19 protein-coding genes and 6 pseudogenes are annotated in these 24,014 nt (G+C 41.0%); 7 read left to right on the plus strand and 18 right to left on the minus strand.

From position 1 onward, the window contains the following. Positions 1-7: 7 nt before the first annotated feature. The 6 genes and pseudogenes from rplW to BTN49_RS21005 all read right to left on the minus strand — a co-directional run. Positions 8-334: a 50S ribosomal protein L23 gene (gene rplW, locus BTN49_RS08595; RefSeq protein ID WP_097356844.1), complete on the minus strand. Its 327-nt coding sequence runs from the start codon at positions 332-334 to the stop codon at positions 8-10. Beyond that, positions 331-933, minus strand: coding sequence for a 50S ribosomal protein L4 (gene rplD / locus BTN49_RS08600; RefSeq protein ID WP_097356845.1), 603 nt, complete (start codon positions 931-933; stop codon positions 331-333). Before rplD ends, rplW begins: the two co-directional genes overlap by 4 nt. Positions 934-949: 16 nt before the next feature. Next, entirely contained in the window at positions 950-1,579 is a 630-nt protein-coding gene (gene rplC / locus BTN49_RS08605) for a 50S ribosomal protein L3 (protein WP_097356846.1), read from the minus strand. 13 nt (positions 1,580-1,592) lie between these two features. After that, complete coding sequence (gene rpsJ / locus BTN49_RS08610) at positions 1,593-1,904, minus strand: 30S ribosomal protein S10 (protein ID WP_005501283.1); 312 nt, start codon at positions 1,902-1,904, stop codon at positions 1,593-1,595. A gap of 490 nt (positions 1,905-2,394) precedes the next feature. Then, positions 2,395-3,276 (minus strand): annotated as a pseudogene (locus tag BTN49_RS22420) (IS982 family transposase). Between the two features lie 132 nt (positions 3,277-3,408). Continuing rightward, positions 3,409-3,999, minus strand: a pseudogene (locus tag BTN49_RS21005) (IS5 family transposase); the annotation flags it as partial. Positions 4,000-4,268: 269 nt separating this feature from the next. Between BTN49_RS21005 and BTN49_RS08625 the strand changes: the two are divergent. Beyond that, the gene (locus BTN49_RS08625; protein WP_097356848.1) at positions 4,269-4,565 is read left to right on the plus strand and encodes a DUF406 family protein; all 297 of its coding nucleotides are present in this window, start codon (positions 4,269-4,271) and stop codon (positions 4,563-4,565) included. 214 nt (positions 4,566-4,779) lie between these two features. On the opposite strand, the pseudogene BTN49_RS22425 reads toward BTN49_RS08625, so the two are convergent. The 12 genes and pseudogenes from BTN49_RS22425 to BTN49_RS08690 all read right to left on the minus strand — a co-directional run. After that, positions 4,780-5,482: pseudogene (locus BTN49_RS22425) on the minus strand (IS982 family transposase); the annotation flags it as partial. 622 nt (positions 5,483-6,104) lie between these two features. Next, the gene (tuf, locus tag BTN49_RS08640) at positions 6,105-7,289 is read right to left on the minus strand and encodes an elongation factor Tu (protein WP_097356851.1); all 1,185 of its coding nucleotides are present in this window, start codon (positions 7,287-7,289) and stop codon (positions 6,105-6,107) included. Between the two features lie 100 nt (positions 7,290-7,389). Further along, positions 7,390-9,486 (minus strand): elongation factor G, encoded by a 2,097-nt coding sequence (fusA, locus tag BTN49_RS08645; RefSeq protein WP_097356852.1) that lies wholly within the window; start codon positions 9,484-9,486, stop codon positions 7,390-7,392. A gap of 72 nt (positions 9,487-9,558) precedes the next feature. Further along, positions 9,559-10,029 carry a 30S ribosomal protein S7 gene (gene rpsG / locus BTN49_RS08650; protein ID WP_097356853.1) on the minus strand — a complete coding sequence of 157 codons (471 nt, stop codon included), beginning with the start codon at positions 10,027-10,029 and terminating at the stop codon, positions 9,559-9,561. Between the two features lie 98 nt (positions 10,030-10,127). Then, positions 10,128-10,502, minus strand: coding sequence for a 30S ribosomal protein S12 (gene rpsL, locus BTN49_RS08655; protein ID WP_097356854.1), 375 nt, complete (start codon positions 10,500-10,502; stop codon positions 10,128-10,130). Positions 10,503-10,682: 180 nt separating this feature from the next. Continuing rightward, a complete protein-coding gene (gene tusB, locus BTN49_RS08660) occupies positions 10,683-10,973 on the minus strand; it encodes a sulfurtransferase complex subunit TusB (protein WP_097356855.1) in 291 nt (96 codons plus the stop codon). A gap of 9 nt (positions 10,974-10,982) precedes the next feature. Then, positions 10,983-11,339 carry a sulfurtransferase complex subunit TusC gene (tusC, locus tag BTN49_RS08665; protein WP_097356856.1) on the minus strand — a complete coding sequence of 119 codons (357 nt, stop codon included), beginning with the start codon at positions 11,337-11,339 and terminating at the stop codon, positions 10,983-10,985. A gap of 7 nt (positions 11,340-11,346) precedes the next feature. After that, a complete protein-coding gene (gene tusD / locus BTN49_RS08670) occupies positions 11,347-11,739 on the minus strand; it encodes a sulfurtransferase complex subunit TusD (RefSeq protein WP_097356865.1) in 393 nt (130 codons plus the stop codon). A gap of 654 nt (positions 11,740-12,393) precedes the next feature. Next, positions 12,394-13,185, minus strand: coding sequence for an FKBP-type peptidyl-prolyl cis-trans isomerase (gene fkpA / locus BTN49_RS08675; protein ID WP_097356857.1), 792 nt, complete (start codon positions 13,183-13,185; stop codon positions 12,394-12,396). A 380-nt stretch (positions 13,186-13,565) separates the two neighbouring features. Next, a pseudogene (locus tag BTN49_RS08680) lies at positions 13,566-14,475 on the minus strand (IS5 family transposase). Beyond that, positions 14,447-15,193 (minus strand): annotated as a pseudogene (locus BTN49_RS08685) (transposase). The pseudogenes BTN49_RS08680 and BTN49_RS08685 overlap by 29 nt, the downstream one beginning before the upstream one ends. Positions 15,194-15,298: 105 nt before the next feature. Then, entirely contained in the window at positions 15,299-17,809 is a 2,511-nt protein-coding gene (locus BTN49_RS08690; protein WP_097356858.1) for a penicillin-binding protein 1A, read from the minus strand. Between the two features lie 1,336 nt (positions 17,810-19,145). Here BTN49_RS08690 and aroK point away from each other — a divergent pair. From aroK to BTN49_RS08715, 6 genes and pseudogenes are all read left to right on the plus strand, one after another. Then, positions 19,146-19,664: a shikimate kinase AroK gene (aroK, locus tag BTN49_RS08695; protein ID WP_097356859.1), complete on the plus strand. Its 519-nt coding sequence runs from the start codon at positions 19,146-19,148 to the stop codon at positions 19,662-19,664. A gap of 33 nt (positions 19,665-19,697) precedes the next feature. Next, positions 19,698-20,801 carry a 3-dehydroquinate synthase gene (aroB, locus tag BTN49_RS08700; RefSeq protein WP_097356860.1) on the plus strand — a complete coding sequence of 368 codons (1,104 nt, stop codon included), beginning with the start codon at positions 19,698-19,700 and terminating at the stop codon, positions 20,799-20,801. 1 nt (position 20,802) lies between these two features. Further along, a complete protein-coding gene (locus BTN49_RS08705; RefSeq protein ID WP_097356861.1) occupies positions 20,803-22,317 on the plus strand; it encodes an SPOR domain-containing protein in 1,515 nt (504 codons plus the stop codon). Between the two features lie 104 nt (positions 22,318-22,421). Continuing rightward, positions 22,422-23,273 carry a Dam family site-specific DNA-(adenine-N6)-methyltransferase gene (locus BTN49_RS08710; protein WP_097356862.1) on the plus strand — a complete coding sequence of 284 codons (852 nt, stop codon included), beginning with the start codon at positions 22,422-22,424 and terminating at the stop codon, positions 23,271-23,273. Between the two features lie 246 nt (positions 23,274-23,519). Beyond that, a pseudogene (locus BTN49_RS22430) lies at positions 23,520-23,621 on the plus strand (IS982 family transposase); the annotation flags it as partial. Positions 23,622-23,780: 159 nt separating this feature from the next. Continuing rightward, on the plus strand, positions 23,781-24,014 hold a 234-nt coding region (locus BTN49_RS08715; protein ID WP_199399503.1), incomplete at its 3' end, for a hypothetical protein.

The raw sequence follows: 24,014 nt of genomic DNA on the forward strand, positions 1-24,014 counted from the left end.
CTCCGTCTTACTCAGTACCACCAGCGAAGTCGATGCCTTGACCTCCTTTCAGGAAAACGTACGCTTTTTTGCTGTCGTTACGACGGCCTTGACCACGGCCTTGGCCACGCCTTTGTTGGCTACCTGAACGTTTAATTTTACCCTTAGAGATAAGGGTATTTACAGACTTAACTTCAACTTCAAATAGTGTTTCAACTGCCATTTTAATCTCTTTTTTAGTTGCAGTCATCGCTACCTTAAAAACAATGGCATTGTATTTTTCAGTAACCATAGTTGCTTTTTCAGAGATATGTGGAGCACGCAGAACTTGTAGAATACGCTCTTCGGTGATCATCCTAACATCTCCTCAACTTTTATGACTGCACCTACAGTCATAATGACTTTGTCAAAAGAGATCAGACTAACTGGATCAATGCCTGTTACATCACGTACTTCAACCTTATACAGGTTACGTGCGGCGAGGAACAAGTTCTCACTAACTTCTGCAGTTACTATCAGGGCTTCAGTAAGTTCCAATTCCTTCAGCTTGACGATTAACTCTTTGGTCTTTGGAACGTTTACTGAGAAGTTATCAACAACGATTAACCGCCCTTGTCGAACCAATTCGGACAGAATGCTCCTAAGAGCACCTCGGTACATTTTCTTGTTAACTTTTTGGTTGTGGTTTTGAGGGCGAGCGGCGAAAGTTACACCACCAGAGCGCCAAATTGGGCTCCGGATAGTACCTGCACGAGCACGACCAGTACCCTTTTGACGCCATGGTTTAGCACCTCCACCGCGTACATCTGAACGGCTTTTCTGAGCACGAGTCCCTTGACGAGCACCAGCTGCATATGCAACGATTACCTGATGAACCAGAGCTTCATTGAATACACGCCCAAAGGTAGTCTCGGAAACAGTCAGTGCATCAGTACCTTTTACTACCAATTCCATTACCATATCCTCGACATTACGCTTTTATAGCTGGTTTAACGATCACTGTTCCACCTGTTGCACCAGGTACTGCACCCTTAATCAGTAACAGTTTGCGATCAGCATCAACACGTATGATCTCTAGATTTTGCGTAGTTACACGTTTAACACCCATATGACCAGCCATTTTTTTACCTTTGAATACACGACCTGGTGTTTGACATTGACCAATTGAACCGGGAGCACGGTGAGATAAGGAGTTACCATGAGTCGCATCTTGAGTGCGAAAATTCCAACGCTTAACAGCTCCTTGGAAACCTTTTCCTTTAGATGTACCAGTAACATCAACTTTTTTAAATTCTTCAAATAGTTCTACGTTCATCTCGGCACCAACCTCGAACTCTTCACTATTATCTAGACGGAATTCCCACAAACCACCACCTGCTTCGACACCTGCTTTCGCAAAATGACCGGCTTCTGGCTTAGTTATTCTGCTTGCTTTCTTCGTACCTGCCGTTACTTGGATGGCACAGTAACCATCTACTTCAAGGGTACGTACTTGGGTTACACGGTTAGTTTCTACTTCAATAACGGTTACTGGGATAGAAACACCATCTTCAGTGAAGATGCGAGTCATGCCTACTTTTCGACCGACTAGACCAATCATTTCCAATACCCTCTTAGCCTAGGCTGATTTGAACATCAACACCCGCAGCAAGGTCAAGACGCATCAGAGCATCAACAGTTTTATCTGTTGGTTCAACGATGTCGATTAGACGCTTGTGAGTACGAATCTCATACTGATCACGGGCATCTTTGTTGACGTGCGGCGAGATAAGAACGGTGAAGCGCTCTTTACGGGTTGGCAGTGGAATTGGACCACGAACCTGCGCGCCTGTGCGCTTTGCGGTTTCAACGATTTCTGCCGTAGACTGATCGATCAAACGATGATCGAAAGCCTTCAGGCGAATGCGGATACGCTGGTTCTGCATTAGACAGAGCTCCAAATAAAAAATTACACGAAAAAAACGCCACTTTTCCTTCTCTAAGAGAAGGAGTGCCGGTCAATCTATGTAAAACCGTAGTGTCTAATTCCGACACATTGTTAGCCACCTAAACAGGTCTGCAAACATAAGCTAAGTATGCATTACATATTAATCAGATTCACCTAAAACAACTGACCTTCGTCCATGCTTATTGATTAACAACCACACTTACAAAAGCTATTTATCCTAGGCAAGGCCGACATTATACAGATCATTATTACCTTTACAAGGTGTATGCAGGAAATAATCCCAATAGGTATTAAATAACAGTAGAATGCTTAAACCCTAAATATTTCTCAGGCCGATAATCAATCCTTACTTGAGCAAAGATTATATTTTCATCCTTGATGCCCTCCATTAGGTGAAATACACAACCTAGCGGAGGACCAACCAGACTAGAGTACACTCTCCGCAGGAGTTGTTGATTAAATCAACCTCAGGTCTGCATAAGCGCTTTCTTATCAAACCTAGTCATCTTGATGCTCGGCTTCTTTATGTTGAAATGAATACACGATAAGCCCAGCCAGCACATTGCCCATAAAGCTGATATAACTACGGTGCCGAGAATACTCGATTTGCGATATGTTTTTTAATTGGTCAAAAACGGTTTTAATAATAAATCGTTTCCGGAACATCAGGCTATCCCAAAGTTTCATTACTTTTAGTTTTATGTTTTTTCATACCCGTTATCAGTATCACTCCCTTGTCTGCAAGTTCTCGCTCCAATGGACCATTGATATAGCCTTTCTCTCCGTATAAACACCCCAAAGCTCGTCAGTCCTTTCCAATACAGGCTTTTTATCATCCCCACGTTAGCCATCGTCACTTTGACTCAGATAATACCACCTTTATCATTGATAATGAGGTGTAATTTTAAGCCGTAGAACCACCCTATCATCCCTTTTCCTCGCTTCGAGGTACCTTTAGAAAACTGATGTCTGAGAATGCGTAGGTTATGACAAACCTGTAGCTTGGACGAATCAACGAAAGCAATCCCTGTCGGCCTTGCCTGACGGAGTGTGAGGTAAGAGCAAAACGGAACCAGAACACCTTGCATGAGCCTGAGCATTCGTGTGTATACTGACTAATTTAGAGATTTTGTTGGTGAAGTAACGGTAAATAAAGTGGATGTAATAAGTTTTAAGGTCTCGATATCCAGATTGATAGAAAGCTATCACTATCATCATTACTTCACAAATTGAGAGGTGAGAAGGTTTGTTTCTTTGACACCGGAAGAAATGAGGTGTTTTTCCCACGCAGGGAGGGAAATATGGCAGAAGTCGTCGACATCGATGAAAACAGCGTCTAAGTTATTCATACTCAAGTTCTTATGCAGTCGATGGTTTTTCTTAAACGATCAAATTGCAACTTTAGCATTTAATTCATTTCTTATGCACAGTGCAGGTTAAATTAGGCTTATAACACACTGATCCCAATCTTTTTTACAGTTTTAATTTGTCTGTTGGTAAACAGGCATACCGCGTTTTATAACTTTGTTAATCGCTTTCACATTTACCAGTGCTTCACTAACTTGAGCATTGTAATTACGAAGAGTAAGTTTAGGGCTGAGCAACTATTTATAGCGAAACATTCGCTCTCTCTACTAATGAGCGTTTGTTATAACCCCTGTCCTTTTTTACTCCACCAGTTTATCCTCTTTTAAAGCTTTTACAACTTCATTTATAGGATTTTCTTCCTCCCAGGATCCCGCATTGCTTCGAGGTAGAATACTGGGCGTTATTCCTTTGTTTTTCAGTACGTTGTGACATACTATTGTATCATAGGTAATATCAGCACTGACTTGCTATATCTTTCGTCGTAATGGATTAAAGAATATAGGTAAAACCTCATTATCACCCACAGAAACTAGGCTACTTTCTGCAAAAATAACCTCATGAGGAAACACATCAACAGCAAGATGCAGTTTTCGCCAGATACGCCACTTCTCCTTACCGTATTTACACGGTTTCCATTCACCTTTGTCGTATACTTTTAAGGCTGTGGCATCAATAACGACGTGGGCGACAGCTCCTCGATTTGGCAAAATAAACTTAATCCTAAGCTGAGCTTAATAAATGAACCTACTATTAACAAAAATAAATGTAATAATATTACGAGAAAGTTAACAGGCAATCTCAACCTTAGATTGCCTAAAACCATTGAGTTTGTAGATATATGATCAATAAACGAGAGAGCATGTGCATAGACAGTTCATGTGGTAGATTAGGAGTATTCTCCAGCATATCACTCAATCTCCAAGGTAATAAATTTGAATAATTAGGCGAATACTCATCAGCGAGAGAGTTAATAATGAACCAGAAAACAAATCAAATCGATGACGGATGTGATGTAACCACACAAATGGGTTATCTCATCCGTGAAGGCAATGATACTATTGAAGTGAACATCATTGAAAAAGACAAGAAAGTGGCAATGGCCAAATTTCGGAGTTACCTGACTATGGCAAGAGAAGTTAATGCTAACGTTGACTATATCCTTGATAAAGACGTTAAACATTTAGAGAATAAGTTGACCCTCAGACTGAAATTTGAGTGCAGTGTAGAGAAGTTAATTTTTGAGTTACTTACCCGTTCACAGCTAAAATAGGCATATCACGTATCTGGCAATACCCGACCATTAATTAAGCAATATTTACTCAACTAAACAAGGTCTATTAAGATAAGAATACCGTTATACTACTTCTTATCAGTAAATGGTTCTGTGAAATATTCATCCGTTATACGTGGTTTTTAGGCTAACCTAAGATCTGCATAAGCGCTTGCTTATCAAACCGAGTCATCTTGATGCTTGGCTTCTTTTGTTAAAATGAATATACGATAAGCCCAACCAGTAAATTGACCATAAAGCTGATACAACTACGGTGCCGAGAATACTCGATTTGCGATATGTTTTTTAGTTGGTAAAAAACGATTTTAATAATAAATCGTTTCCGGATCATCCGACTATCCCAAAGTTTCATCACTTTGGGTTTAATTTTTTTACACCCGTTGTTAGTATCACTCCCTTGTCTGCAAGTTCCCACTTCAATGGACCAGAGATATAGCCTTTCTCTCCGTATAAACACCCCCAAAGCTCGTTAACTATTTCTGATACAGGCTTTCTATCATCCACGTTAATCGTCGTCACTTTAACTGAGATAATGCCACCTTAATCATTGATTATAAGGTGTAATTTAAAACCACAGCACCACCCCATCGTTCCTTTTCTTCTTCTTCGCTCGAGGTACCTTTAAAAACCTGATGTCTGAGAATGCGGAGGTTGTAATAAACCTATAGCTTGAACGAATCAACGAAGGCAATCACCTGGCGGTGAGTAAGGTAAGAGCAAAGCGGAACCAAAACACCTCGCATGATCTTAAGCATCCTCTTGTAGCTAACTAATTTAAGAAATTCGTTGGTGAAGTAGCGACAAACAAAGTGGATGTGATAGGTTTTGAAGTCTCGATACCCAGATTGATAGAAAGCTATCACTATCGTCACCTCTTCGCTAACTGAGAGGTGAGACTAACTCTAGCACGGGTCTTAAGTATATATTCTATCTAGGCAATTCCCTTATTTTCGTGTCGTTAACGCGGACTTATTTTGCCCGTCTTGATGCAAGATAATGACAGTACCCTCCGTGAGAATTGTCTGGGATATAGCATTTTATTTACAGGTTGATAGTGAAATGAGTACAGCCAAGTGTTCTAAATACCTAGCTAAAGAAATCACTCTCAGCCAATCGTTGTTCAATATAAAACCGATTTTTGTCATTTAATTGTTTATGAGCCATATACATCTCCATATCAAAAGAGAATGCAGAGAGTGTACTTCAATTTGGCTGGCTCCCCGCTAGATTGTGCAATTTCACCTAACGGAGAGCGTCACGGATGAGAATATCTCCTTTGCTCAAGTAAAGATCAATTATCGGACTAATAAATATTTAGTGTTTGAGCATTTTACCGTTATTGTTAAAGATATTGATTAGCTGTTGATTGAAAATACCGCATTTTAGACTTGAATCCAAGCCAGTAGGAATGTGAGGTTAATCAAGATAAAACCGATATTTACTTATTTTAAAGTGCAGCCAATAAAAAGGATGCCGAAGCGTCCTTTTACCTAATATAGCAATATAAATGCTTAAAAATCAAGCTAAGATCTTAGCAACCACACCTGCACCAACGGTTCGACCACCTTCGCGGATTGCGAAACGCAAACCTTCATCCATCGCGATTGGCGCAATCAAAGTCACAGTCATTGAAATATTATCACCAGGCATAACCATTTCAACACCTTCTGGCAGTTCTATAGTACCGGTTACATCAGTTGTACGGAAGTAAAACTGTGGACGGTATCCCTTGAAGAACGGAGTATGACGACCGCCCTCCTCTTTTGACAGAACGTAAATTTCTGACGTGAAAGTAGTATGTGGAGTGATTGAACCTGGCTTAGCTAGCACTTGTCCACGTTCAACTTCATCACGCTTAGTACCCCGAAGTAGAACACCAACGTTCTCACCAGCTCGACCTTCGTCAAGAAGTTTACGGAACATTTCAACACCCGTGCATGTAGTAGTAATGGTGTTTTTAATACCAATAACTGAAACTTCTTCACCCACACGAATAATACCTTGCTCAACACGGCCAGTAACAACTGTACCACGGCCTTGAATTGAGAATACATCTTCGATAGGAAGGATAAAGGGTTTATCAATAGCACGCTCTGGCTCTGGGATATAAGTATCCAATGCATCAGCTAACTCAAGGATCTTCGCTTCCCACATTTCTTCTCCGTTTAATGCTCCCAACGCAGAACCTTGAATCACTGGACAATCGTCACCTGGAAAATCGTACTCAGAAAGAAGTTCACGAACTTCCATTTCAACTAGTTCCAGCAACTCCTCATCATCAACCATATCACACTTGTTCATAAAAACAAGGATGTATGGAATACCAACTTGGCGACCCAGCAGGATGTGTTCACGCGTTTGTGGCATTGGTCCATCAGTTGCTGCAACAACTAAGATACCACCATCCATTTGTGCAGCACCTGTGATCATGTTTTTAATATAATCAGCGTGTCCGGGGCAGTCTACATGTGCGTAGTGGCGGGCAGGAGTATCATACTCTACGTGTGAAGTAGAGATAGTGATTCCACGAGCACGTTCTTCAGGTGCATTATCGATTGATGCAAAGTCACGTGCTGCACCTCCATATACTTTAGACAGTACAGTACAGATAGCAGCAGTTAGAGTAGTTTTACCATGGTCAACGTGGCCGATAGTACCAACGTTAACGTGCGGTTTTAAACGTTCAAATTTTTCTTTAGACACGATCGTATTCCTTCCTAGTGATGAGCCGCACACACCGTCGTGAGTGCGATCAGAAGTTTTTATCGATGCGAGGCAAGAATACCCACATCAGAATCACCTATCAACAACGCTCAGCAATGATTGAATCAGCGACATTTTTCGGGACTTCAGCATAAGAGCTGAATTCCATAGAGTAAGATGCGCGACCCTGAGTAGCGGAACGCAAGTCAGTTGCGTATCCGAACATTTGAGCTAGCGGTACCTGTGCGTGAATGGTCCTCAGACCTGAAGAACCTTCATCCATACCAGAAATCATACCACGACGACGATTCAGGTCACCAACTACGTCACCCATCCAGTTTTCTGGAGTGGTTATCTCCACTTTCATCATGGGCTCAAGAATAACAGGTTGTGCATCAAGTATACCTTTCTTAAAAGCCATCGATGCAGCGATCTTAAACGCCATTTCATTTGAGTCACTATCATGGTAGGATCCATCAAATAACGTTGCTTTAACATCAAGCACAGGGTAGCCCGCGAGTACACCACTACTCAATTGCTCTTCAATACCCTCACTAATAGCACCTATATATTCAACAGGCACCGAGCCACCAACAATCTCATCAACAAATACATAGCCTTCTCCTTGTTCAGATGGTTCCAGTTTCAGCCAAACATGACCGTACTGCCCTCGGCCACCGTACTGCCTGATGAACTTACTTTCGACTTCGCTCTTACCACGGATGGTTTCTCGGTACGCCACCTGTGGCTTACCTACGTTACATTCAACACCAAACTCGCGGCGCATACGATCCACAATGATATCTAGATGTAATTCACCCATGCCAGAGAGCAAGGTTTGACCTGATTCCTTGTCTGTTACAACACGAAATGAAGGATCTTCTGCTGCCAATTTACTTAGCGCAATGTCCATTTTGTCTTGATCTATTTGTGAACGGGGTTCAACAGCGATCTGAATAACGGGTTCTGGGAACTCGATACGTTCAAGAATCACTATATCTTCTTGTGCACATAAAGTGTCACCTGTTGTCACATCTTTCAGACCTATGGCCGCCGCAATGTCACCTGCACGAATTTCTTTAATTTCTTCACGCTTATTCGAATGCATCTGTACGATACGACCAAACCGTTCGCGTTTTTTCTTCACCGAATTATAAACGGTGTCTCCAGAGTTAACCATACCTGAGTAAACCCGTAGGAAGGTTAAAGTACCTACATATGGATCTGTTGCTATTTTAAATGCCAGAGCTGAAAAGGGTTCGTTGTCATCAGAATGACGCTCTATATTATTACCATCTGCATCTTCACCTTTGATTGCTTTAATGTCTACGGGTGAAGGAAGGAACTCTACAATAGCATCTAGCACCGCCTGTACACCTTTGTTCTTGAATGCAGAACCACAAGTTGCCAGTACAATTTCATTGTTCAACGTACGTTCACGTAAAGCCTGTTTAATTTCGGCTTCTGTTAATTTTTCATCTTCGAGGTACTTATTCATGAGCTCTTCGCTCGATTCAGCAGCCGCTTCTACCAGATTTAACCGCCACTTTTCTGCGAGCTCTTGCATATCTGCTGGGATATCTTCATACGTGAAGGTCATCCCCTGATCAGCTTCATTCCAGTTAATCGCCTTCATCTTGATAAGGTCAATTACACCTAAAAACTCTTCTTCTACACCAATATTTAAATGAATGGGTACAAGTGTTGCTGAAAGTCGTTCTTTAATCTGATTGACTACACACAGAAAATTTGCACCAGTACGATCCATTTTGTTAACAAAAACAATACGTGGAACTTGATATTTGACAGCCTGACGCCATACAGTTTCAGACTGAGGTTCTACACCTGAAGCAGCACAGAATACCACTACCGCACCATCCAACACACGCAGAGAACGCTCTACTTCAATGGTAAAATCAACATGTCCTGGGGTATCAATTATATTGATTCGATGATCAGGAAATTGAGAATCCATACCACACCAAAATGTCGTCGTTGCAGCGGAGGTAATAGTGATACCACGCTCCTGTTCCTGCTCCATCCAGTCCATGGTTGCAGCACCATCGTGCACTTCACCAATTTTATGGGAAAGACCTGTATAAAATAGGATACGTTCTGTAATTGTAGTTTTACCTGCGTCTACATGCGCACAAATACCGATATTACGGTAGCACTCAATAGGGGTTTTACGAGCCACAGTAGTATCCTCTTACTAAGATCAAGTTTAGAGTGTTGTTTAGGTGTGGCACAAACCGCGCTTAAAAAGACATTACCATCGGTAATGCGCGAACGCTTTGTTCGCGTCTGCCATACGGTGAACGTCTTCGCGTTTCTTAACTGCAGTCCCTTTGTTTTCAGACGCATCTAACATCTCATGAGCCATACGCTGAGCCATCGATTTTTCACCGCGCTTGCGCGCAGCTTCAACTAGCCAGCGCATAGCAAGGGCATTACGGCGAACCGGACGTACTTCTACTGGTACTTGGTAGGTTGAACCACCTACACGGCGAGATTTAACTTCTACCGAGGGGCGAACATTATCCAGCGCTAGTTCAAACAAAGCCAAGTGATCTTTACTAGAACGCTCAGCCATGATGTCTAATGCACCATAAACAATTCTTTCAGCGGTCGATTTTTTACCGTCAACCATTACAATGTTTACAAATTTTGCTAGTAACTCTGATCCAAATTTAGGATCTGGCAGGATTTTACGTTGCCCAATTACGCGACGACGTGGCATATGTGTTCTCCGTTATTTACTTCAGGATTTTATCCAAAACTTTTCAGTTTTCTGAAATTAAAAATTAGTTAGTGTTTGGCCTTACTTAACGGATTCCATTAAGACTTATGGCGTTTTACACCGTATTTAGAGCGACCTTGTTTACGATTGTTTACCCCTGCACAGTCAAGTGCACCACGAACAGTATGATAACGTACACCAGGAAGGTCTTTAACACGACCACCTCGTATAAGAACAACACTGTGCTCCTGCAGATTGTGACCTTCACCACCAATGTATGAAGTGACTTCAAAACCATTGGTCAGGCGGACACGACAAACTTTACGGAGTGCGGAGTTGGGTTTTTTTGGAGTAGTGGTATACACACGAGTGCAAACTCCACGTTTTTGCGGACACGCCTCCAGTGCAGGCACGTTGCTTTTTACAACTTGCTTGTCGCGAGGTTTATGTACCAACTGATTAATAGTTACCATTAAATAGTTCCTGATATTGTTTACGTCTAAGTATGGAGTATCTCTGCCCACAAAAGGTAGGAACTCAGAATCTTATGCGTCGTCTATATATGTGTCAAGATCTATACACCGATCGTTACTCAGTACACTTTATTAAAGACTGACTTCCTCAGTCTTGACGCTAAATGAGTGCTGATAGCCTCACCATTTCATTTGCGTAACATGCCGTTCTGTTAGATCAATAAAGCCATTAATATCAATTAATGCGAATTCACTAGCGATTTCATTGTTTAACCCTCTGGCCTTTACATCCTCAATTAAAACATAAACTCTATATCCAGATGTGATAAGATACGAACACCAATACCCTGATTCGACTGCTGCAATAACGGCGTCTTCTACCAACAAAATCTCACTTGTCTTTTGTGCATAACGAAAGCACTGAGAGAGTGAGGTTGTCGTATAAGGAGAGGTATATATCGTATGTAACATTGACCTTCCCTAGAATTGGAGCACTTTCCGACACTCAACCAACCTTGATGAGATATCATCGGGTGGGATGATATCGGCATCTACAATCAATAACAAGTTACTTAACCCTCGTTCTGCCAATGACAGCTCACATACGTAAATATTGTCTACATCACAAAGTGTTAATATTTTGAAAGTAGAAATATAATCTCGGCAAAGCACAGCATAAGGTTGCTGACCAGAGATGAGTTGCATTACGCCATCACCTATGAAAAATACTGCAATGTCCTCGCTGAAATTTGACATCGCAAGAACCGCGTCAAGCCCTTCTCGTCCGCTCGCTGTTCCGTGAGGCCCAGTAGAAAACACAAATCCCAGTTTATTCATCGATCACCTAAAACTGAACAACACGATCAGCGGTTAACATTGATACTGATAATACACCTAATCCCGCCTGAGAAAACCCCACCGCCATATTTGATGCAATTCGTTGATACTGTTTCGCTTCTTCCTCACCAATTTGGCCTCGACGTAACGCAGCGGAAATGCAGGTCTCTAATCGCACACCATGTGAACTAGCAAGTTTCTGCCACGCGGCAATAAGATCAAATTCATCATTAGCTGGAACTGTCAGTGATGAAGCATTAGACACTCCATCCTGGTAAAAAAACACGCTCATTAACGTGTGTCCTTTTTTTATCAGTGCTTGTGCAAAGCGATACGCAGTTAATGACGCTTGGCGACCATAAGCGGGTGCGCTCACAACAAGGACATAGTTGAGAGTTATTTTCCCACAATTCCTCCTATCATTCGATATTAACCTCTCTGCGTTAATTCTTTCACTGGTACACTCAATTATCTGGTCAATTAACGCATCAACATAACTGGCAGAATTTGCTGTTAACACCGACTATTGTTCTTCACCAGTTTACATGAAAGATAACAGTGGTAGAAAAAACAGTACGTGGCGGCTGATTTTAATCAACAATGAATCAGCCACACCGACATTACTACGACATCACCAACTACCCTCGCGATGGACATGATTAAGGCATATTTTTTAGCGAGGGTGACATAATCGTATAACAAATCACACTCTCTGACTTCAATACCAAACGAGATCTGTATCGAGAAATCGGTGATGAACGAAAAAACATTAAGCTTGGTATTTTCACCGTTAGCAATTTTGATGTCCGAACTATTCGAATTCCTCCATAGGGATAGCAAAACTCAACGGTACTGACCAGATAGCTCCGACAAGCTATCCATCCCAGCCCCATTTTCTTTACTTTAGTACTCACTATATCTATATGTGAAGCATAAATAAGAGTCATAATCTTTAAAATTTAGCGATAAGTTTAACAGCCTTGATGCATAAAAATAAAAAATGATGCGGATCATGATCCTTCAATATTTCAAATATATACAATCTTGCCGGTTGTTAACCATGTGTCTGTTCGTCTTTTTCTGGTTTAACTTTGATTTCTAGCAATTCAATATCGAATAGCAGTGTTGAATTCACTGGAATTACTGGTGTCTTTTCCGAACCATAAGCTAACTCAGGCGGAATCACAAATTTAAATTTAGAACCCACAGGCATCAGTTGTATACCTTCAGTCCACCCCTTAATCACGCGATTGAGTTCAAAACTCATAGGTTGTCCACGGTCGTATGAACTATCAAACTGCGTCCCATTTATCAGCGTACCTTTATAGTGAACTACCACCATGTCTTCAGCGGACGGTTTGCTCCCTTCACCTAACATTTCGACTTGATACATTAAACCAGAATCGGTAATCGTCACACCCTCCCTTTTCGCAAATTCTACGCGGAAGTCTTCACCAGCTTTAACAGTAACAACGCTATTCTCCTGTGCTTTTTTCTGCGCCATGGCTATTACACGTTGATCTAACGCTTGTATCGATGCTTGTGCTTCTTCTTCACTGAGTTTTGATGTATTCGCAAAGAAATCTTGCACTCCTTGTAGTACAAAATCTGAGTTTAACGCGAAACCCGTTTGTTCTTGTTTTTCCAAGTTGATTTTCAGATACCGTCCCATTGATCTGCCAACAGCATACGCTGCTTTGTCGGCTTCGGTCGCAAATGTAATGGTTTCTTCAACTACTGATGCTTCCATATTTTCGGTCTTTGTTTCTTGAGCCTCTTCCTGCTGACAACCCAGAGCCAGCGCAACAGTCACTGCAAGTAGTGACACTTTAAAAACTAACTTCATTAGTTACTCCGTTGGTCTACACCACACTTCATCTTAGTATTCACTTACGCTACAACAACGCGAAAGATCAAAAGGATTTAATATACACGACGTTATAGGGATACAAAATTAGGAACGCAAGCGTGATCCGATAAATTGTCGGCTAAATTTACTTAATTCTGACATTGCTAGCACTTTCTGGATCTTTTAATCCCACCCGAGAAGCACAACAAGGAAAATTACAGAACGATTACCTTACCAGTTCCAATTTTGGTAATGAGCTACACTCCATACTTATTGCAACTTATTGCATATACGAAATAAGTTATTATGCTTTAAAATAGGCGTTATTGGTCAATATAAGCATTAATAATGCACTGATCCCAATTCTATTTACAGTCTTAATTTATCTGATGGCAAACAAGCGTACCGAGTCTTATAACTTTGTTCATCGCTTTCACATTTACCAGAACTTCACTAACTTGAACTTCGTAAGTACGAAGAGTAAGTTTAGGACTGAGCAACTGTTTACTAGCGTAGCATGTCTGTCTCTGCTGATGAGCGTTTGTGATAATCCCTATCCTTTTCTTATTCCGTGGTTTGTCCTCTATTAAAGCCTTTACAGCTTCCTTTTTAGGATATCCTTCTTCCCAATACCCCGCGTTGCTTCGAAGTGGAATACTGGGCGTTATTCCTTTGTTCTTCAGTACGTGGTGACATGCTTTTATGTCATAGACTCCATCCGCACTGACTTGCTGTATCTTTCGTCATAATGATTTAAGCAATATAGGTAAAATCTCATTAATCACCCACAGAAAATAGGCTAACTTTTGCAACAATAACCTCATAAGTAAACACATCAACGACAAGATAAAGTTTGCGCCAGATATGCCTCTATTCCTTACCATGTTTACGTGTTTTTCAGTCACCTTCGTCGTATACTTTTAGGCCTATGGCATCAATAACGATGTGGGCGACAGCCCCTCGATTCGGTAAATGGTACTTAACTTTTACGGGCTTCAAACGCTTACTAATGCAGGTGTATGTAGGAGATTTCAGCGGAACATTCATCAACGTGAAAACCAAATTGAGAAAGCTTTCTAATCCACGAAGTGGGAGTTTAAAAATACCTTTCACCATAAGTGCCGTTTTAATCTCGGTATCTGACAATATAAACCCACAGCTACGATGACAGTAATGCTTTAGACAATGCCATGCCTTAAGAGCAGTGACATCTATCCAAAAAGTTATGGAGCCACGGTTTATTAGTACTTGATTAACCTCAGACCTGCATAAGCGCTTGCTTATCAAACTGAGTCATCTTTATGCTCGGCTTTTTTGGTTGAAATGAATACGCGATCAGCCCCATCAGCAAGTTACCCATAAATCCGATACAACTACGGTGCCTAAAATGCTTGATTTAGGATATGTTTTAGTTGGTTAAAAACGGTTTCAATACTAAATTGTTTCCGGAGTATCAGGCGGTTCTAAAGTTTCATCACTTTAGGTTTCATTTTTATACCCGTTATCAGTGTCACTCCCTTGTCTACAAGTTTCCACTCCAATGGACCAGAGATATAACCTTTATCTCCGTAGAACCACCCCCTCGTTTCTTTTCCTCGCTTCGAGGTACCTTTAAAAACCTGATGTCTGAGAATGCGGTTGTGACAAACCTGTAGCTTGGATGAATCAACAAAGGCAATCCCTGTCGGACTCACCGTGAGGTGAGTGAGGTAAGAGCAAAGCGGAACTAGGACACCTTGCATGAGCTTGAGCATCCTCGTGTAACTAATTAATTCAGGAAATTCATTGGTGAGGTAGCGACAAATAAAGTGGATGTAATAAATTTTGAAATCTCACTACCCAGATTGATGGAAAGCTATCACTATCGTCATCACTTCGCTAATTGAGAGGAGAGAAAGCTTGTTTTTTGTTTGATACTAGAAGAAATTAGGTATTTTTTCCATGCAGGAAGGAAAGTTTGGTAGAAGTCGTCGATACTGACGAAAATGGCGTCTAAGTTATTCATGTCCAAGTCCTTGTGCAGTCAATAGTTTATTTCAAACGATCAGATCCCAATTTTGTCATTTAATTAATTTCTTATGCGCAGTCCAGGGTATTCTAGAGAGAATTGTCAGAACAACTCTTCTCCTTCACTTTCGTATATATTCCCGTTGACGGATCCAGTTGGGATATACTTTGTCGGTTCTGTTCCTTTTTGGAAATATTGGAACATTGAGTTGCTGTCGGTTCTACGAGTGAGTAAACCTGTATCTCGGTCGATACGTACTTTTATGATATCAGAAGGAATTACTTTATCTTGTTCAGGGACGTTGGATATTGTATCCACCATAAGATTTATCCAAGCGGGTTGTGATGTTTTTGCCCCTGATTCTACGCCAGAAACCTGATTATTTCCGAAGTTAGCATTACGGGATGTTCTACCCAAAGTACGAGAATGATCATCGAAACCGACCCAGACCGTGGCAACTAAACCCGGTGAAAATCCCGTATACCAGGCGTCCTTCAAATCATTCGTGGTTCCTGTTTTACCACCAATATCATGACGATTCAGCGGTTTTTTAGCACGCCAACCTGTACCATTCCATCCAGTACCGTCACGCCAGTTACCACCCCCCCAGATGTTAGCCTCCAAAGCTTCCCGAATGAGGAACGCATTCTGTTCGGTGATCACTTGTGGTGCATACGTTACGGTATTTTCCATGCTTGAGGGTTGTGTAAGAATATTTGCTTCTTCTTTCAGATTGAAAGCATCATGCTTATTGGTTAGATCCTTGCAATAACCATTGCAAATTAGCTGAGGATGAGCCGTGTAAATCAACCTCTTAAATGGGTCTTCTACCTTGTGGATATAAAAAGGCATGAGGTAGTAACCACCATTAGTGAACACACTGAATCCTTGTGCGATTTCCATCGGAGTAAAACTGCCCGCACCCAAGGCTAATGCCTCTGTGCGAGGAAGATCATCGCGTTTAAAGCCAAAACGTGTTAGATAGTCTACGGTTTCATTTAAACCCACATGGCGAAGCGTCCGTATGGCCATGACATTTTTAGATTGGGCCAATCCTCGAAGAATGGTGGTAGGCCCACCATAAGTGGGCGGGGAGTTCTTTGGCCGCCATGCGATGCCTTGATTTTCATCCCAGTGGTTAATTGGAGCATCGTTAATTAAAGTCGCTAATGTCATGCCTTGTTCGAGTGCAGCCGAATAGATAAACGGTTTAATACCAGATCCAACCTGACGTACAGACTGAGTAACACGATTAAATTTACTGTGAATAAAGTTGAATCCTCCCACCAGTGCTTTCACGGCACCATTTTCTGGTGACAGCACCACCATGGCAGTATTAGCGTTTGGCACTTGGCTTAGATACAAAACACCCCCGATGTTTTGTACCCAAATTTGATCCCCAATACTTAATACTTCACCGGCTTGTTTTGGTGCGCTGCCTTGACGGATATCGCTAATATAGCGCCGTGCCCATTTTATGCCCTCCCATGGCAGGGTAGCTCTTTCATCTTGTTTCAGTGTTAGCATTGCACTCTTTTTGTTAACTTTAATTACAACAGCCGGTTTTAATTCCCCGTAACTCGGTTGTTTTGAGAGATAATGTTGTATTTTTATTGTATTCCATGCTGGGCTATTTACACCCCATAGTGTTGTTACCGCACCACGATAACCGTGACGTTGGTCATATGCCAAGAGGTTAGAGATTGCTGCGTGTTGTGTTGAATATTGCAAGTGTGAATCAATGGTGGTATATACTTTCATTCCTGATTCATACACTTTATCATCATATCTTTCCACCATCCATGCACGTGCTAATTCGGCCACGTAAGGGGCATTCAATTCAATTTCGGCACTATGATAACTGGAAATTATTGGTTCGCTCTTTGCCTGCTCGTATTCTGAATGAGTGATGTAACCTTCACCAAACATACGGCTAAGAACTACATTTCTGCGGTTTGTAGCGCGTTCAACCGAATAAATCGGATTCATGGTAGAGGGCGATTTTGGCAGTCCAGCCAGTGTTGATATCTCACTTAGTGAGAGATCTTTAAGATCTTTCCCAAAGTAAACACGTGCTGCAGCACCAAAACCATAAGAACGGTAACCCAAAAAAATCTTATTGACGTATAGTGCCAGAATTTCCTGTTTGGAAAGAAGTTGTTCAATGTGAATAGCAATAAATATTTCTTTAATCTTACGCATGATCTTCTTCTCGTTAGAAAGAAAAAAGTTACGCGCAAGTTGCTGGGTGATAGTACTAGCACCTTGCTTGGTAAAACCTGACATAGCTACTACAAGTGCTGCACGAGTTATACCGATGGGATCAATACCCAGATGCTCATAAAATCGGCTATCTTCGGTAGAGATTAATGCATTGATTAGATCTTGTGGAATTTCATGGTAGGTGACAGGAATTCGCCGTTTCTCTCCAAACTGAGAAATAAGCTTCCCATCAACACTATAGACTTGCATAGGGGTTTGTAGCTCAACATCCTTCAAGGTTGCCACATTTGGTAGCTCTGGCCTAACGTAGAGGTAGAACCCAAAGATTGTACTAACCCCAAGAAATATGCAGATTAATGTAAAAACAAGCAGTCGCTTAATGAACTTCACTAGATATTTCCCGTTATGTTTTTGTCGAAGCCATTCATAATGGATCACTGTTTACTAGTATAAAGAGAACTGAACAAAAAATAACAAATCTACGGAGAGAACTTATCAAAATAATTAATAGATGATGATCTTTAACAAGTTACATTTAACATGTTTGTTCCATTAAAAGTTCCAAGAGGTGCCCTCCATCAGGTGAAATATACAGGTGTTATATCTTAAGCTGCCATAAAATACTCTAAAAAACATCGTTAGGAGAACGACACCCAAGACTCGCTCTACCATGTGTGTTGATGATATGTTCTATCTTGGCAATTTCCTCATTACTAAGCTCATTAAAGTCAGTTTATTTGGGTAAAAATTTTCTTATCAAACTATTTGATATGGTAATTCAACCCCTGATTAGTTGACCAACAAAGTCTGGCAAAATAGAATTCAGCGTCTGTCATTTCAGTAACCTACTCATGCCAGACGAACTATCTACATCAAGAAGGCATGTGGTTATACAGAAAGGTGTAAGTTTTTTAAGATCATTATAATCACAGTAAGGTTGATGTGGAACACTCGACAGGAGTCGTAAGTATCCACATTTCTAATAGTAGATTCAACTAGTTACTCTCTTATCCCTGCCTGACAAACCGTGTTTGTATATTCAAGCTGTAAGGTTATAATCTGATAGATCGCGATAAATTTTAGCGCAATTAAGCACCGTTATTATAGTAGCTTTTCAGCTCTCGATAAATCGAGGTTGTGTATTCAATAAGTGGATTTATATCTTGAGAAAAAATGCTTCCTAACAACAAATTCTTTTAGGGTAGATGATATCTACAATAGTAGACAAGCTGGATTGTAAGTCATACTGACGAACCATTCAACTTACTTGAACGAATGACAATACAGAGGAACAATGGAACTTCATTACTCTCTGTGACATAGGAAATTAAAATTCCTCATTTAAAAAAGTTGCAATTCAGTATTTTCTCTCTCGGTTAACTACTAGCTAATCTAGCGTAGTACTGCTTATTTTTTTGGCTAGAAGAGCGTACCCATTTTGGTAGTTGGCTTCCTCTTCTTACGCTAAACCATATGTGTCGAAGTTATTATCTGAATTCAGATGTGCCTAAACGGCTATTTTAGCCATTTTTTCATAAGAAAATACACTTTCATAAAATTTAAACTGATTCAAATTCGTATTTTAAGTTGCCAAAGGGCTAGGTGACCTGAGATAATTTCAGATCTGATCACGAAATCTCCGTGAGGGATTTGGCGCCGCGGGCTTTCGATTAACGAATCTGCAGGTGGAGTTGTTTTCATTTAACCACGCGTAAATTGCTTAATAATGGCTGAAAAACGAAATATTTTTCTTGTAGGTCCTATGGGGGCTGGCAAAAGTACAATCGGACGATACCTTGCACAACAAATGCATATGGAGTTTTTTGACTCAGATACCGTGATTGAAGAGCGAACGGGTGCTGATATCGCATGGGTCTTTGATGTTGAAGGTGAAGAGGGATTTCGTGAACGCGAAAAGTGCGTTATCGACGATTTAACTCAAAAGCAAGGCATCGTTCTAGCTACTGGTGGTGGATCCATCAAGAGCAAAGAGAGCAGGAATCACCTGTCTGCACGTGGTATCGTGGTTTATTTAGAAACTACTATTGAGAAACAATTGGCACGTACTCAGCGTGATAAAAAGCGACCTCTGCTTCAAACAGAAAAACCACGACGGGTTCTCGAAGAGCTGGCAGATGAGCGCAACCATTTATACGAAGAGATTGCCGACTATATAGTACACACAGATGATCAAAGCGCAAAAGTAGTGGCTAATCAGATCATCGAGTTGCTGGAAAGTCACTAAGCATCAATTCATGAAGTAATAAATAGGTATTCCATGGAACGTGTCGATGTGTACTTAGGCGAAAGAAGCTACCCGATCTTTATTGGAGTAGGATTGTTATCTGATCCTTCTTTTTTTACTGATGTACAAGGCCGTCAGGTTGTGGTGGTAACTAATGAAAGCATTGCACCTCTGTATGGCGATCGTCTTATGGATACCCTGAATAAAGCTGGTGCTATTCCAGCTTTATTTTTCTTCTCCGATGGTGAACAATATAAAACACTAGAAACGTTCAATATCATCAATACCTTCTTGCTTAATGGAAACTACACCAGAAATGTGCTCATTATCGCATTAGGTGGTGGTGTTATCGGTGACGTTGTTGGCTTTGTGGCGGCTTGTTATCAACGTGGTGTTGACTTTATTCAGGCTCCTACCACTCTGTTGTCACAAGTAGATTCCTCCGTAGGAGGAAAAACCGCCATTAATCATCCACTAGGTAAAAACATGATAGGTGCGTTCCACCAACCTAAAGCGGTGCTGATTGATACCAGTGTTATGGCAACCTTACCCATGCGAGAATTTACTGCAGGAATAGCAGAGATCATCAAATACGCTATCATTGCCGATAGACCATTTTTTGTATGGCTGGAAGATAACCTTGAGGTGTTAACTTGCCTTGATGGTGATGCATTGGTGTATGCAATTAAGCGTTGCTGCCAAATTAAAGCGGATATGGTTGCTAAAGATGAAAAAGAGTATGGTGTTCGTACACTCCTCAATCTTGGACATACCTTTGGGCATGCTATTGAGGTCGAGATGGGTTATGGCACTTGGTTGCATGGGGAAGCCGTTGCTGCAGGTACTGTAATGGCGGCACATACCGCACAACTTCAAGAATTACTGTCGAAAGAGGATACCAGTCGTATTACTTCTTTGCTTGCAAATGCAAATCTCCCAGTGAGACCACCTGCAAACATGGGCTATGATGCTTTCATCAAGCACATGAAACACGATAAAAAAGTACTCTTCGGGCAACTACGATTTGTCTTACCTACATCAATTGGGACAGCAAAAGTCGTTGCTAACATTACACCCCAAACGCTTACTGAAGTCATTACGACGTTAAGTGGGTTTATATATGACACACTGCCATGATATGATCATCTTGGATTTTGATTCACAAATCCAACTCTTATCAAGAATTAAGTTCCTTACACGATTTAGTTCGAACCTTATTGAAATCACAGGCGAGCTAGGTTCGGGTAAAACATGTCTGAGCCAACGCTATCTCTCGAATTGGGCAAACGAACCTAGCCAATCTCTCCTTATTTGTAATCCCCATCAACAAGACGGGCAGCACCGAGCTATTATCCTGCGTCAGATTGTATGTGATGGAGTGTTCAATGAACAACACTCTATATTACACAGTCTTGAGTACATGCTTGATGGGCGAGATGTTCATGCATTAATCGTCATCGACGACGCACAAATCTTAAGTGCGTCTGTTATTGCAGAGCTTTTAGTATTGGTGACAGAAGCCCAGCAACACAATAATTGGCAAATAAATGTATTACTGTTTAGCTTACTTAGCCAATCAAATAAATATTTATACAAGATTCCCTACGGTGATGTCGGGAAACCTATTGAACTTGAAATTAGTCCGCTGACCGATAGTGAGAGGGAGATGTTTATTGACAAAATGATGGTAAACCGTGAGCTTGATATGGAGCAGCAACAGGGGTTAAAACAAAGAGCCGCCTTATTGCCTCCATTGCCTGGAGCCTTAAAAAGGCTAGAACTGCAGGAAACACCGAAAATGAAAGAGAAAAAACACTACTCGCTATTTGCTATAATATTGCTAGCTCTGCTATTGCTTGTGCTGGGAATAAGTATTGCTTGGTGGATGCTTAATCCAGCGTTAAAATCTGAACAGAACACGATAACCAACATTACCCCTAATATCGTGAAAGAATTTTCCGAGATCCCTGTGGAAGAGGACACCGAAATGAGGAATTTATCTGTTGATGAAGCTAATGTGCGAGATGTAGACAGGAATCTAATACCAAAGGTAATGAATGACACCGTTTCGCTGCCAGACAAACCAACAGTAGAAGGCATGACAGTAGGTCGACGGGATGAATATAGGCGTATTATTGTGCCAGATCATATTGTCAATGCCATCATTGATAAGCAATCAGTAGTTGGTTATGATACTAGTGCGGTAAATCTACCGATTACCGCACAGTTCACGCCACAAGAGGAAGTACACGTAACACATGGTGTTTCAGATAAACGCATAAAACCCAATGTGTTTCAGTCTGATACATCAAATACCCCATCACTAACTGAAAACAGATCAACGAAAGAGTTGGTGTTATCGCACACGATATTACTTATGATACCAGATTCACGTTATGCGATACAATTAGCGGCGATTCAGTCTAAAGCAACTGTGCATAATTTCTTACAGCAATATGAAATTAAAGATAGAGCCATGATATATGAAACTGTTCGAAATGGCGAAATTTGGTTTATAGTGCTGATTGGGGATTATAGTTCTGTGAATGAGGCACGCCAAGCAGAAATGCAATTGTCCGAAAACGTACAACGCCTTAACCCGTGGATTAAATCCTTCTCTCAAATTCACCGAGAAATTAATCTGATCAAGTAATCTAGTACTGACTTTGCTCAGAGTGTGAACTTACTCTGATTGATAATCAAAAATGAGATACAATTCTTACCCTTTCGAGCAGTCGTGGTATTGGATATACATTAATGAAAAAGCATCGTGCCTTTCTGAAGTGGGCTGGAGGTAAGTACTCTCTAGTTGAAGATATCCGCCATCACCTACCTGAAGGTAAAAAATTGATTGAACCGTTTGTTGGAGCAGGTTCTGTTTTTCTAAACACAGACTACGAGCAATATCGTTTGTCGGACATTAATCCGGATCTAACTAATCTCTACAATTTAGTGAAACAGTCACCGGAACGTTATATCGATGATGCTCGCAAACTATTCCAACCTAAGTACAATCAAAAAGTTGCATACTTGGCGATTCGTGAAGAATTTAATGCCAGTAAAGATCCGTATCTGCGTGCATTATACTTTCTCTACATGAATCGCCATGGGTTTAATGGTCTTTGCCGCTACAATAAAAAAGGGAGCTTCAACGTACCGTTTGGTACCTACAAGAAGCCGTATTTTCCGCAAGCTGAAATCGAATTTTTTTCCGAAAAAGCCAAAAAAGCTACATTTATATGCGAAGGCTATCAACAGAGCTTTACTCATGCTTCCCTAGGTAGTGTAATCTACTGTGATCCCCCGTATGCTCCCTTATCTGGCACTGCAAACTTCACCACATATTCTGCGAAAGGTTTTAGCCTGTACGACCAAGCCCTTTTAGGAAAAATCGCAGCAAAAACGGTAACGCAACGCAACATACCCGTGCTAATTTCCAATCATGACACACCGTTGATCCGACACCTGTACGCGGGGGCATATATCAATGTAGTACAAGTGAAACGAACTATCAGCCGAAATGGTGAGGGTAGAAATAAGGTCGATGAGTTATTGGCATTGTTTATTTGTAAAAAGTCAACATTACGACAGCGACAATGTTCGTTATGATGTAATGTAACATTTTCCTTTAACTAAAGTCTTATTGTCGATTTTTGTCAAATTAAACTTCAATTTGCACAGCTAATATAGCAACCACACAGGGAATGATTCCGAAGCCAATTTCGCAGAAAAGTTTAAGGCAAGGTAACTTGAGGATGTTTGATTTAACCTGAGATGCGCATAAAAAACACACTAAATGCCAAAGTAGCGATTTGATCGTTTGAAATAAACTATTGAATGCACAAGGACTTGGACATGAATAACTTAGACGCCATTTTCGTCGATATCGACGATTCCTACCAAACTTTCCTTCCTGCATGGAAAAAACACCTAATTTCTTCCAGTATCAAACAAAAAACGGGTATGCGGATTTAGTGATTGATTTCCACAGGATGTATTAATTGGTTAAAATCGGATTTGATGATTGGCATCATAAACCAAATACACTTGTATTAAGAACGTGTAGACATCCACAGCCGAACTCAGCGGCGACTCTGAGAAGACAAGGATTTTACCATGAAAACTATCTCTATTGCTGAATTTGAAACTCTGGTAGCTCGCAACGACTGGCAGCGAGAACAAGATTGCGAAGTTTTAGAGCGTCTTGATCGTCAGGTTGAAGAGTGGAACGAAGAAAACGAATCTTTTGATCTGAACGATATTCCTCACGTTTTTGGTTTGGCTTCTAAAACCTCAACCTTAGATGGTATCAAAATTACTTACACCGAAGGCTTTAACTACGACGAATGC

This window comes from Candidatus Enterovibrio escicola (assembly GCF_002464935.1).
Lineage (GTDB): Bacteria > Pseudomonadota > Gammaproteobacteria > Enterobacterales > Vibrionaceae > Enterovibrio > Enterovibrio escicola.